Annotated in this window: 11 protein-coding genes; 2 read left to right on the forward strand and 9 right to left on the reverse strand. The window is 68.0% G+C overall.

Features of this window, described 5'->3' with window-relative positions; translation table 11 throughout:
- The 3 genes from soxR to E1261_RS37295 form a co-directional block, all read right to left on the reverse strand.
- A partial coding sequence (gene soxR, locus E1261_RS37285) for a redox-sensitive transcriptional activator SoxR (RefSeq protein WP_132414455.1) occupies window positions 1-413 on the reverse strand: 413 nt, incomplete at its 3' end.
- A gap of 51 nt (window positions 414-464) precedes the next feature.
- Complete coding sequence (locus tag E1261_RS37290; RefSeq protein WP_202875369.1) at window positions 465-1,445, reverse strand: serine hydrolase domain-containing protein; 981 nt, start codon at window positions 1,443-1,445, stop codon at window positions 465-467.
- A 40-nt stretch (window positions 1,446-1,485) separates the two neighbouring features.
- Window positions 1,486-2,775, reverse strand: coding sequence for an MFS transporter (locus E1261_RS37295; protein ID WP_238176670.1), 1,290 nt, complete (start codon window positions 2,773-2,775; stop codon window positions 1,486-1,488).
- 70 nt (window positions 2,776-2,845) lie between these two features.
- On the opposite strand from E1261_RS37295, the gene E1261_RS37300 reads away from it, so the two are divergent.
- Window positions 2,846-3,805, forward strand: coding sequence for a GlxA family transcriptional regulator (locus E1261_RS37300; RefSeq protein WP_202875370.1), 960 nt, complete (start codon window positions 2,846-2,848; stop codon window positions 3,803-3,805).
- 4 nt (window positions 3,806-3,809) lie between these two features.
- Here E1261_RS37300 and E1261_RS37305 read toward each other — a convergent pair whose 3' ends face one another.
- Together E1261_RS37305 and E1261_RS37310 are read right to left on the reverse strand one after the other, a co-directional pair.
- Window positions 3,810-4,937: a M24 family metallopeptidase gene (locus E1261_RS37305; RefSeq protein ID WP_132414458.1), complete on the reverse strand. Its 1,128-nt coding sequence runs from the start codon at window positions 4,935-4,937 to the stop codon at window positions 3,810-3,812.
- Between the two features lie 43 nt (window positions 4,938-4,980).
- On the reverse strand, window positions 4,981-6,870 hold the full coding sequence (locus tag E1261_RS37310) for a DUF2207 domain-containing protein (RefSeq protein WP_132414459.1): 1,890 nt from the start codon (window positions 6,868-6,870) through the stop codon (window positions 4,981-4,983).
- A gap of 105 nt (window positions 6,871-6,975) precedes the next feature.
- On the opposite strand from E1261_RS37310, the gene E1261_RS37315 reads away from it, so the two are divergent.
- Window positions 6,976-9,051 (forward strand): elongation factor G-like protein EF-G2, encoded by a 2,076-nt coding sequence (locus E1261_RS37315; protein ID WP_132414460.1) that lies wholly within the window; start codon window positions 6,976-6,978, stop codon window positions 9,049-9,051.
- Here E1261_RS37315 and E1261_RS37320 read toward each other — a convergent pair.
- Genes E1261_RS37320 through E1261_RS37335 form a run of 4 tightly spaced genes read right to left on the reverse strand, consistent with a single transcriptional unit; the run spans window position 9,048 to window position 12,071 of the window.
- Window positions 9,048-10,319, reverse strand: coding sequence for a tetratricopeptide repeat protein (locus E1261_RS37320; RefSeq protein ID WP_132414461.1), 1,272 nt, complete (start codon window positions 10,317-10,319; stop codon window positions 9,048-9,050). The genes E1261_RS37315 and E1261_RS37320 overlap by 4 nt on opposite strands.
- Entirely contained in the window at window positions 10,316-11,191 is an 876-nt protein-coding gene (locus tag E1261_RS37325) for a tetratricopeptide repeat protein (RefSeq protein ID WP_132414462.1), read from the reverse strand. The genes E1261_RS37320 and E1261_RS37325 overlap by 4 nt, the downstream gene beginning before the upstream one ends.
- Window positions 11,188-11,634, reverse strand: coding sequence for a hypothetical protein (locus E1261_RS37330; RefSeq protein WP_132414463.1), 447 nt, complete (start codon window positions 11,632-11,634; stop codon window positions 11,188-11,190). Before E1261_RS37330 ends, E1261_RS37325 begins: the two co-directional genes overlap by 4 nt.
- Entirely contained in the window at window positions 11,631-12,071 is a 441-nt protein-coding gene (locus E1261_RS37335; RefSeq protein ID WP_132414464.1) for a hypothetical protein, read from the reverse strand. Before E1261_RS37335 ends, E1261_RS37330 begins: the two co-directional genes overlap by 4 nt.
- Window positions 12,072-12,213: the final 142 nt, after the last annotated feature.

Raw genomic sequence — 12,213 nt, forward strand, 5'->3', positions numbered from 1 at the left:
TTGGTGGCTAGGGTGTCGTGGGGGTTGGCGAGGGCGCAGCGGTCCAGGGAGAGGCAGCCGCAGCCTACGCAGTCCTGGAAGTCGTCGCGGAGTTGCTCGAGGTGGAGGATGCGGCGGTCCAGTTCGGCTTGCCAGCATTCGGAGATGCGTGCCCAGTCCTTGCGGGTGGGGGTGCGGTTCTCGGGGAGGAGGGCGAGGATCGCGGCGACCTCGGACAGTGGGATGCCGACGCGCTGGGCGATCCGGATCATCGCGACGCGGCGGAGGGTGTCGCGTTTGTAGCGGCGTTGGTTGCCGGCGGTCCGGCGGCTGATGATGAGGTTCTGGCGTTCGTAGAAATGCAGTGCGGAGATCGCCACTCCACTGCGCTGCGCCAGCTGCCCGACCGTCAGCTCACCTGGCTCGACGTCCACGACTCCACCCACAGCTCCGCCCTCCAACAACTACCTCAACCTAGATCGAGGCTAGCTGACGAAGGCGCGCGCGATCGGCCAGGCTCCCGGTGATGTGTTGGACAGCACGGTGCAGGTGGTGCCGGTGTGCGGGTCGTGGGTGGACTTGAACGACTCGCCGGCGTCGTACCCGACCAGCGTCACGTCGTCGGTCGTCCCATCCAGCCAGAATCCGAGACCGTACCGCCGGGATCCCTCCGGTACGTCGCAGCGCGGCCGCACCACCTCTTCTACCGACGAGACGATGTCGCCGGCGAACAGCGCCCGCCAGAACGTCGAGATGTCAGCGGCCGTGGTGTGGATGCCACCATCACCGGTCGACAGCACCGGCAGGTGGAACACGTTCGTCCGATCCACTCCGTCTATCGGCAGATACCCGACAGCCGCATCAGCAGGCAGTTCGTCGGAGCGCAGGAAATCGGTCCGGGTCATCCCCGCCGGCCGCAGCACCCGCTCTCGGACCAGGTCGTGGTACCCAACGCCGCTCGCCCGCTCAGCCAGCAGCGCGAGGACAACGAACCCACCGTTGCAGTAGCCGAACCGCTCACCCGCCTGAAACTTGGTGGGATGTCCGTCCAGTAGCGGCAGGAACGCCTCGGTCGTCGCCAGGTCGTGAGCCGCGCCGATGAAGTAGTCGGTGATCTCGGCGTCGACCTCTTCGTCCAGGTAGTCACCGATACCGGACGTGTGCGTGAGCAGGTGCTCGATCGTCACGTCGTCCGCGATCAGCGGCAGGTCCTTACCGAGCAGCGACCGGGCCGTGGTGCTCAACTCCAGCGCACCCTCACGCACCAGCGAGATCACGGCCAGCGCAGTGAATCCCTTGCTACCACTCGCGATCCCGAACCTGGTGTCCAGCGTGTTCGGTACGCCGTACGCCCGATTGGCCAGCCCGTACGCCTGCGCGAATTCGACCTGTCCGCCCCGATCGATCTGGACGACACCGGAGAACCCGGTCTCCTGAGCAATCTTGTCGATCTCCCCCAGCGTCATTTCCGCAGGTTAACCCCAGGCCGTCCCCGCTAACGACCGATTAAGGAACCAATGCATCCGAGGCCACGATTCGCCGCCCGATACTCGCGGACATTAGGGCAGCCGCAGCACACAGGCCGCCGGCCAGATACCAAGCGAGGTTGTAGCTGCCCTGGAGATCCCGGATCGCACCGGCGCCGACGGCTGCCAGCGCGGCACCGACCTGGTGCGAGGCGAACACCCATCCGAACACGATCGGCCCGTCAACGCCGAACCACTCCCGGCACAGCGCGACGGTCGGCGGCACGGTCGCCACCCAGTCCAGTCCGTAGAAGATGATGAAGACCCAGACGCTCGGTTGGGCGGTCGGACCGAGCAGGGACGGAAGTACCAGCAGGGACAGGCCGCGCAGCGAGTAGTAGGCGATCAGCAGGTACCGCGGATCCCAGCGGTCGGTGAGCCAGCCGGACAAGATCGTGCCGGCGACGTCGAAGATGCCGACCAGGGCGAGCAGCGAGGCCGCCGTGGTGATCGGCATCCCGTGATCGTGCGCAGCGGTGACGAAGTGTGTCCCGATCAGACCGTTCGTCGACGCACCACAGATCGCGAATCCACCGGCCAGCATCCAGAACGCCGGCCGCCGCGCCGCCGTACGGAGTGCACTCAGCGCGCGCAGCGCACTGCTGCCGGTCGCTTCCACACGCTGCCCGGCAAGACTGCCCTCGGGGGCACCGTACGCGCGCAGACCGACATCGCTCGGGTAGTCACGCAGGAAGATCAGCACCAGCGGTACGACGGCCAGCGCCGTACCGGCTGCGACCAGAGCGGGCGTCCGCCAGCCGTAGTTCGTCGCGAGGTTCGCGATCAGCGGCAGGAAGACCAGCTGACCGGTAGCGCCGGCGGCGGTCAGTAGACCGGTGACCAGACCGCGGCGCTCGACGAACCAGCGCCCGGTGATCGTCGCCACGAAGGTCATCGACATCGAGCCGGTGCCGACACCGACGAGCAGTCCCCAGCACAGCAGCAGTTGCCAGGACGACTCCATGAAGATCGTCAGGCCGCTGCCCAGCGCGATCAGCACCAACGCTCCGCTGACAACTTTGCGCAGACCGAGGCGGTCCATCAGCGCGGCGGCGAACGGCGAGATCAGGCCGTACAGCAGCAGGTTGATCGAGACCGCAGACGAGATCGTCGCGTGCGACCAGCCGAACTCCTCGTGCAGCGGATCGAGCAGCACACTGGGCACGGACCGGAACCCGGCCGCGCCGATCAATGTCACGAACCCCACCGCAGCGACTGCCCAGGCCAGGTGCACCCGGGCAGGCTTCTTCGTCTCCACAGTCTGCGTCACCCGACTACCTTGCCGCCCCAGCGCCCGCCGTACTAGTGGCCGGAACGCCATCATGTGTCAAGATGTGGCCATGACGCATATCGTCGCTGTGCTGGCGCTGGAACCGGTGGTCGGGTTCGACATGACCATCCCGTCCACGGTCCTCGGTGCCGCGACCCGCGCCGATGGCACCCACCTGTACGACGTCCGCGTGTGCGGGGTCGATCGGGAGCCGGTCCGGGTGAGCGCCGGCTTCAGCATGATCCCGGATCACGGTCCCGAGGCGCTGGCCGCGGCGGACACCGTGATCATCCCGGGCACCTACATTCCGCAGCCCCGCTACGAGGGCACGCTGCCGGATGCACTCGCGGCAGCCCTCGCGACCATCCGGCCGGGCACGCGGATCGCGTCGATCTGTACTGGCGCTTTCGTGCTGGGCGCGGCCGGGCTTCTGGATGGCCGGCCTGCGACCACGCACTGGAAGCGGGCCGAGTTGTTCCGCGAGCGGTATCCCCAGGTCGAGCTGCGGGAGGAGCAGTTGTTCGTCGACGACGGCGACATCCTCACCTCGGCCGGGCTCGCCGCCGGGGTCGATCTCTGCCTCCACCTGATCCGCCGCGACTTCGGCAGCGATGTCGCCAACCGTGCGGCCCGGGCCTGTGTAGTCCCGCCGTGGCGTGATGGCGGGCAGTCGCAGTTCATCGAGCGCGCCGTACCGGACGAGGGGACTGACGGTACGTCGCCCACCCGCGCCTGGACGTTACATCACCTCGACCGGGAGCTGAGCCTGCAGGCGATGGCCGCGCACGCCCGGATGAGCGTGCGGACCTTCAGCCGCCGGTTCAAGGCCGAGACCGGGCAGTCGCCGGGCACGTGGCTGATGCAGCAGCGCATCCGGCACGCCTGCCACCTGCTGGAGACCACCGACCTGTCCGTCGACCGCATCGCCACCGCAGCCGGTCTCGGTACGGCGGCCTCCCTGCGGCACCACCTGCGCTCCGAGCTCGGTGTGTCCCCGCTCGCCTACCGCAAAACCTTCCGCGCCAGCTAACCCCCTACAGCTCGACCAGCTCGTGCGGCCGCTGGTTCATCGGCTCGACACCGTCCGCGGTGACCACGACGATGTCCTCGATCCGCGCACCCCACCGACCTGGCTGGTAGATCCCCGGCTCGATGCTGAACGCCATCCCCGGCTCGAGCAGCACCTCGTTCCCAGCGACGATGTACGGCTCCTCGTGCACATCCAGCCCGATCCCATGCCCGGTCCGATGGATGAAGTACTCGCCGAACCCAGCCGCCGCGATCACCTCTCGCGCAGCCGCATCGATCGACTCGGCCGTCACACCCGGCCGCACTGCATCCACCGCGGCCTGCTGCGCCTCCTGCAGTACGGCGTACGTCGCGGCAACGTCCGCATCACGCGGAGTCCCGACGGCATACGTCCGGGTCGAGTCCGAGAAGTACCCCTCCGGAACCGGCCCACCGATATCCACCACCACGACATCACCGGACTCGATCACCCGATCCGACACCGAATGGTGCGGGCTCGCGCCGTTCGGCCCGCTACCGACGATGACGAAGTCGGCCATCGTGTGCCCCTCCTCGACGATCGCGGCCGCGATATCCGCGCCGACCTCGGCCTCGGTCCGCCCCGGCCGCAACCACTCACCGACCCGCGCATGCACCCGGTCGATCGCTGCCCCAGCCGTCCGTAACGCGTCGATCTCGGCCGCGTCCTTCCGCATCCGCAGCTCCCGCACGATCGGACCGGCCAGCACCTGCTCTGCCTTCGGCAATGCCGACCGCAGCGCGAGCACATGCAGCGCCGGCGTGAAGTCGCTGACCGCAACCCGGTCCGCACCACTCAACCGGTCGGCTGCCAACGCATACGCATCATCACCGTCCACCCAGGTGACGACCTCGATCCCGAGCTCGTCCAGCGGCACGCCGGCATACCCCGGAGCCTCCAGCTTCGGCACCACCAACGCCGGTACGCCGTCGGCCGGGATCACCAACGTGGTCAGCCGCTCGAACGACCCGCCGCCCTGACCTATCAGGTACCGCAGGTCGGAGCCCGGGGCAATCAACAGTCCGGTACCGGCAGCCGCCGTACGGGCACGCTCCACGCGGGAACGCAGAACAGCGGCATCAGGGGTAGGGCCTAACGGCACACGACTCGACATGAACTGACTATAGGCACGGCCCTCCGACAGAACGCGAGCCCAATTACCAGGAACCAACGCTTCCGCCACCGCCGCCGCCACCTGAGGAGCCGCCGCTGAAGCCTGATGAGCTGCCGCCTCCACCGCCGCTGCTGGACGGGGTGGGCGGCGGCTGGAAGGTTTGCGCGACTGTCGAGCTCACGTGGCCTGCGGTCCAACCGGACGAGTAGTAGGACGGGCCGACGTACCAGTAGGGGTCCGGGGTCAGTTGGCCGGCGTCGACGAGTTTGCGGCAGACCTTCTGCCAGCGATCGGCCAGGCCGAAGGCGATCGCCCAGGGCAGGTACTTGCTGAAGATGTCTTCGCCCTCCTCGAAGCGCAGCTGCTCCGCCTCGGCGGTGGCCAGGTACTTGCGGAAGCCGATCACCTGATCGGTGACGGCGCGACCGGCCGGGGTGCGCTGGCCGCGGGCCCGGATCCGCACCCAGGTGGCGATCGCGATGATCACGGCCAGGACCGGTATGCCGATCACCACCGCCCGGCCGAATCCACCGGTCGACGCGCCGGTCGCCGTAGCGGCGGCTCCAGCGATCACCCAGATAATGATCACGACAATGCAGCCGAAGGCTCTGTGTGGTTTGAAGACCGAGCCTCCGCGGCTGCCGAGCTTGGACGGCAGCCGGGTGTACCACTCCCGCTGCGCCACCTGGTCGCGCAACGCGTCCAGCATCGCCAGGGCGGTCTGCGCCATCGAGGTGTCCCCGACCGGTCGCCGTTCCAGCGTGACCGAGGCACCCGGCACCAGGCCCGGGAACATGCCCTGCAGCAACGCCTGCTCGTGCGGCGCGGTGGCGACGCCGCCGTCCAGGAGGACGGCTCGGCGCTCGGTGCCGTCGTTCTCGATCCGGACGCCGCCGCGGACCGCCAGGTCGATCAGCGTCGCGGCGACCTCGGTGGTGTTTGCCTTCGCGTCGATCAGCAGACCGGCCTCGGCGACCGGGATCCGCGGTGGCGAGAACGCGACCGGAATCTGGTCGTCGTCAAGAGTGTTCTTCTCCGGTACGGCGGCGGTCCCGCCCGGCGGGAAGGTCCCCGGCGGCATCCCGGCGAACCGCTGGTCCTTGTTACCGGTCTTCGCGTAGATCACGGCGACGACCAGCGCGAACAGGCTGACCACGCCCGAGCCGATCAGCGCCGGGATGTTCAGGCCGTTGCGCTGCAGCCAGCCCGGCGGGTCGACCACGATCGGGGTGTCGTTCCGTACGACGCCGGCCTTGATCCCGGCCACGATCGTCAACTTCTCACCCAGCGCGAGCCCCGTCACGCCGAAGACTCCCTTGCCGGCCACGACCGACTTCCGTGGGCACTTCTCGGTCGATCCGCCGCGACCGGTGAAACAGTCCACCTTCTGCACGCCCTCCGGGACCGTGACGTTCACAGTCACCTGCCTGATCGGCGCTTCCCGCTCCGAACCGATCGCATCCCAGTACAGCTCACTGTGGTCGTCGAAGTGCCGCAGCGCCCCGCGGACGTCGTACGTGATCACGTACGTCGCGTCCTGGCCGGAGATGATCTTGTCCTCTTCGCCGATCCTGATCCGGAGGATCTGGTCGCGGTCACCGTTCTTCTTGGTCGTGTCGGTGTCGAACGCGTCCGGCGCCTTGGTCGGGCTGTCGACCTCGATGTTCGAGACCTCGTACTTCTGGTCCTTCGACCGGTCGTCCAGCCAGGGCTCGCGGATCACCAGGTCGCGGTAGATCCCGTGCCGGCCGTAGCTGCCGAAGTGGTAGTTGATCGTCTCCTTCACGTGCAGTACGCCGTCGCTCCCGACGGTGTAGTCGATCGTGAAGGCCCGCACCTCGTCCCCGGCCGCCGCCGACGCGGGCAGCGCGAAGCCGGCCAGAGCCAGTGTGGTGACGAGCAGGCTGATGACGACCCCGAGTGCCCTCCGCATGCCCGCGACACTATCGAGCGCCGGGGTCGGGCAGTGGGAGGCCGCCCGATGGGCTTGTGCAAAGGGACCGTAAGGGGAATGGTGGATGACCCAGGAGGAAACGTCATGGCAGACAAGACGCATACCGCCCTGGGCGCCGGCGCCGCGCCCGCTGTGGACAGCCCGGCCGCCCTTCGTAACGTGGTGCTCGTCGGACCGTCCGGTTCCGGCAAGACCACCCTCGTCGAGGCCCTGCTGGTGGCCTCCGGCGTCCTGACCAGACCCGGCACCGTCCTGGACGGAACGACGGTCTGCGATTTCGACGACGCCGAGGCCCGGCAGCAGCGGTCGGTCGGGCTCGCACTCGCCTCGCTGCCGTACAACGGCATCAAGCTGAACCTGATCGACACCCCCGGGTACGCCGATTTCGTCGGCGAACTGCGGGCCGGACTGCGGGCGGCCGATTGCGCGCTGTTCGTGATCGCGGCCAACGAAGGTGTCGACGAGCCGACCCGTGCGGTCTGGCAGGAGTGCGACCAGGTCGGGATGCCGCGGGCCGTCGTGATCACCAAACTCGACCACGCCCGGGCGAATTTCGCCAACGCGCTGGCCGCGGCCCAGGGCACCTTCGGTGACAAGGTGCTGCCGCTCTACCTGCCGACCGACGACGGGCTGGTCGGGCTGCTGTCCACCCCGGACCCGTCGTACGAGGATCTTCGCGGCACTCTGATCGAGGGGATCATCGAGGAGTCCGAGGACGAGTCGCTGATGGAGCGCTACCTCGGTGGCGAGGAGATCGACCAGAAGGTGCTGATCGAGGATCTCGAGCGTGCGGTCGCGCGTGGCTCGTTCTTCCCGGTCATGCCGGTCTGCAGCGGCTCCGGGGCCGGCCTGCACGAACTGCTCGAGGTCGCGACCAGCGGGTTCCCGTCGCCGCCCGAGCATCCGCTGCCCGAGGTGTTCAACCCGCACGGCGTCCCACGCAAGGGACTGACCTGCGATCCGAGCGGTCCGCTGCTCGCCGAGGTGGTGAAGACGACCTCGGACCCGTACGTCGGCAGGGTGAGCCTGGTGCGGGTGTTCTCCGGCACCATCAGGCCCGACACGACGGTTCACGTGTCGGGCCATTTCACGTCCTTCTTCGGCGACGGAAGTTCGCATCAGGACCACGACGAGGACGAGCGGATCGGCACGCTGTCGTTCCCGCAGGGCAAGCAGCAGCGCCCGGCCGGCACGGTGATCGCGGGCGACCTGTGCGCGATCGGGCGGCTGACGCGCGCGGAGACCGGCGACACGTTGTCGGACAAGGCGGACCCGCTGCTGCTCAAGCCGTGGACGATGCCCGAGCCACTGCTGCCAATCGCGATCCAGGCGCATGCGAAGACCGACGAGGACAAACTCGGTGCCGGTCTGCAGCGACTGGCCGCCGAGGATCCGACCCTGCGGATCGAGCAGAACCCGGAGACCCACCAGATCGTGCTGTGGTGCATGGGCGAGGCGCACGCGGACGTCGTACTGGATGCGTTGTCGAACCGGTACGGCGTGACGGTGGACACCGTGGAGTTGCGGGTGCCGCTGCGGGAGACGTTCGGTGGCAAGGCCAAGGGGCATGGGCGGCATGTGAAGCAGTCCGGTGGCCATGGTCAGTACGCCGTCTGCGATATCGAGGTGGAGCCGCTGCCTGGTGGGTCGGAGTTCGAGTTCGTCGACAAGGTGGTCGGAGGCGCCGTACCGCGGCAGTTCATTCCGAGTGTGGAGAAGGGCGTGCGGGCGCAGATGGAGAAGGGCTGCGCGGCTGGATTCCCGATGGTGAACATCCGGGTCACGTTGCTCGATGGCAAGTCGCACAGCGTGGACTCGTCGGACATGGCGTTCCAGATGGCCGGTGGGCTCGCGTTGCGCGAAGCCGCGGCCGCGACCAAGGTGAGTTTGCTCGAACCGGTCGACCTGGTGTCGGTGCTGGTTCCGGACGAGCTGGTCGGTCCGGTGATGAGCGATCTGTCGGGGCGGCGTGGGCGGTTGCTGGGGACGGACAAGGTCGGCGACGACCGCACGCTGGTGAAGGCCGAGGTGCCGCAGGTGGAGATCGCCCGCTACACGATCGACCTGCGCTCGCTGTCCCACGGCGCAGCAACGTTCAGCCGGCAGTTCGCCCGCTACGAACCGATGCCGGACTCCGTCGCCTCCAAGGTGAAGGGTTAGCCCTTGGTGCCTTTGGTGTCGCGGTTGAGGCGGCGGCGGACGTCGCGGGACTTCAGGTACGACGCGACGTCGTCGTACCGCTCACTCTGGTTCGCGAACTCGATGTAGGAGCGCACGCGGTGCAGCCAGTCCAGGGTGGACGGCTTCACCGTGCTCAGGACGTCGGCGAGGTGGTGCATGGCCAGCGGTGGTTCGCCGCCTCCTGCCAGCGCTTCGTCGATCACGCGGTCGACGCCACGCTCGATCAGGGCGCGCAGGTCGGCGCCGCTGAACATCGGCGTCTGGCCGGCGATCGCCTTCAGGTCCAGGCCGTCGGCCGGGACGTCCTTCACCAGCACGGACAGGATGTCGGCGCGGGCCGGCTCATCCGGCGGTGGCACGAAGATCACCCGGTCGAAGCGGCCGGGGCGCAGCATCGCCTCGTCCACGTCCCACGGCGCATTGGTTGCCGCGAGCACCAATAGGCCGTCGTTCTCGGAGCCGATCGCATCCAGTTCCTGGAGCAGTACGTCGACCAGCCGGCGCGCCTCGGAACCACCGTGCTTGTGCCGGGCGAAGGCCAGTGCGTCGAGCTCGTCGAGGAACAGCACGCACGGCGCGTTGGCACGGGCGCGCTCGAAGGCGGCGTGCAGGTTGCGCTCGGAGACACCGAGGTACGGGTCCATCACGTCTTCGATGCGGACGTTGATGAACGGCAGCCCGCACTCCCCCGCGGTCGCCCGGGCCAGCAGCGTCTTGCCGCAACCGGGCGGGCCGTAGAGCAGCACGCCGCCGCCGGACTTGCGGCCGTACTTCTCGTACAGCTCGGGCCGGCTGAGCGGCAGGACGACCATGCGGTGGATGACCCGCTTGATCTCCTCCATCCCACCGACCTGGTCGAAGGTGGTGGTCTCCTTCAAGGTGTCGGCCGCGAACGGCGTGTCCTCCGTCTCCGGACCGACCTTGATCTTCACGCCGCTGCGCTCGGAGATCATCTCGTCGACAAGCTGCTGCAGGCGGCCGGTGCCCTCGACGACACCCTTCTGGCGGGCCGTCTCCAGCAGACTGCGCAGCAGTGCGAGGCGTCCGTTGGCCGCGGCCAGCTCCCCTACCGGCACCAGTTGGTCCTCGGGCAAACCGTCCTTGTCCAGCAGTACGACGTACTGGTCGAGCGCCTCTTCGGTGTGCTCGGCGCCCACCAGCGACTCCGCGAGAACGAGCCTCAGCAGAACGTCGTCCGGATTGGCGTCGACAGCCTTGCGGAGGGCGTCGATCCGTTCGTTACTCACGATCCCCATCCTCGGTTGACCCAGCGGCGGAGTAGGGGCGGCGCCACCCAGGAGTAGATGCAGAACCCCAGCCAGGCCATCGCGAACACGAACGACAGCGGCCGGAGGCCGGCCAGCTTGAGGCCGTAGATGATCCCGACCGCGGCGATCCAGACGACCAGCGGGTTGAAGCGCTGGAACGGACGCAGCGGCGCCATCAACGGGTGATTCATCAGCTTGGCCTCGCGAGCGGCCTCACTGAGGTCCCGGTCGCCGGGCTGTGAAGCGGCGGCCGAGGCGAGCGAGTTGTACCCCGAACGCGAGTCGCCGGTCAGCATCGACGCCGTACCGTGCAGTGCCCGCGCGTGCGGGTCCTCGGGATCGTGCGACAGCGCCTCGGTGCTGTGCTTGCGCATGTCGCGGTCGTTGCCAAGCGCAAACGCAACCTCGGCCCGGGCCGCCGACACGACCGCGCTCTCAGGCGCATGCGACGCGGCCCGCTCGACCAGCGCGCTCGCCTTCTCAGCCTGCCCGGCTGTCAGACACACGCGGGCATAGCCGATCAGCAGATCAGGATCGTTCGGGTCCAGGCTAAGACCTTGCAGGTACGCCGCCTCGGCCTCGGGCAGCCGCCCTTCGGCGCGCAACGCCGACCCGAGAACCTGCAGCAGCGGCAGGAACGGACCGTGCAACGCCAGCCCGTCCTTCAGTACGTCGATCGCTTCCGCATTCCGATCGAGTTGGTGCAAAGCGGCCCCGCGGAACAGGTAGGCGCGGAAGTCCACGGCCGCGTCACCCCAGAGTCCCTGGAGCTCGTCCAGGGTCCGCTCGGGATGACCGATCTGCAGCCAATGACCAGCCATCTGCAGGCGGGCCTCGGTCGGCTCGTTCACAGCATCACCACCAGGGCGAGAAGGAGTGCCTCGACGATTGCACACACGACGACCAGGATCGGTCCCAGCACCCACATCGAGTGGTAGTCGGTGCCGCGCAACTGGAACGCCCGATCCATCGGCCGCTGCCACCGCATCTGCACCAGAATGCACAGCACCGCAACGATCCGAACCACAATCCGCAGACTCTGCGTCCGCTCACCGTCGTCGTTCAACAGCGCGTAAAGCGCGATCACAGCCGTCAGCCCGACGACGCCGGTGCCGATGATCATCCAGCGCTTCCCGCGATCGAGCCCGAGCCGGCGCGCATTCAGTGAAGCGATGATCGTCGCAGCGATCACCCCGCCGAAGAACGCCACATACGCCTGCGAGTTCAACCGCCACGGCCGCACCTTCGGGTCGACGCGCTCCCCGATAGTCGGCCTGAGTAGCTCGTCACTCATGAACTCGCCACCACGGCAATCATCAGCTCGGTGAACACACCGATCGCCACCATCCCCAGATTGCCGGCGCCGAATCCCATTCCGTACTCCCTGCCGCTCAGCTGGAACACCCGATCACTCGGCCGCTGTAACCGCCACTGGAGGTAGTAGCAGAGCACCGCGACGATCCGCATCGGCAGCAGCGACTGCCACGACAGGCCGCCACCCGGGTTCAACAGCCCTGCCGCGAAGAACTCGACAACCACTCCAGCCAGCCCGATCAGCACAATCAGCCCGCGCTTGGCGTCACTCAAACCCAGCCGCCGGCTGTTCACGAACGCCAGCCAGGTGATCGGCAGCACCCCACCGAGCACCGCGATATACGCGAATCTCAGCAACGGCCAAGGACGATCCGCCGGATCCATCGCCGCACTCGAGCGCAGTACATCGTCCGGCATCGGGCTCCTCGGGGTGACAGCTTCGGCGAGCGCAGTGTATAGCCTGTCCGAATGAGCGAGAACTGCCTCTTCTGCGGGATCGTGGCCGGAACCATCCCCTCGACCCAGGTCGGCGAGAACGACCGCGCGATCGCCTTCATGG

Origin of the sequence: Kribbella albertanoniae (genome assembly GCF_004348455.1) — a bacterium.
Lineage (GTDB): Bacteria > Actinomycetota > Actinomycetes > Propionibacteriales > Kribbellaceae > Kribbella > Kribbella albertanoniae.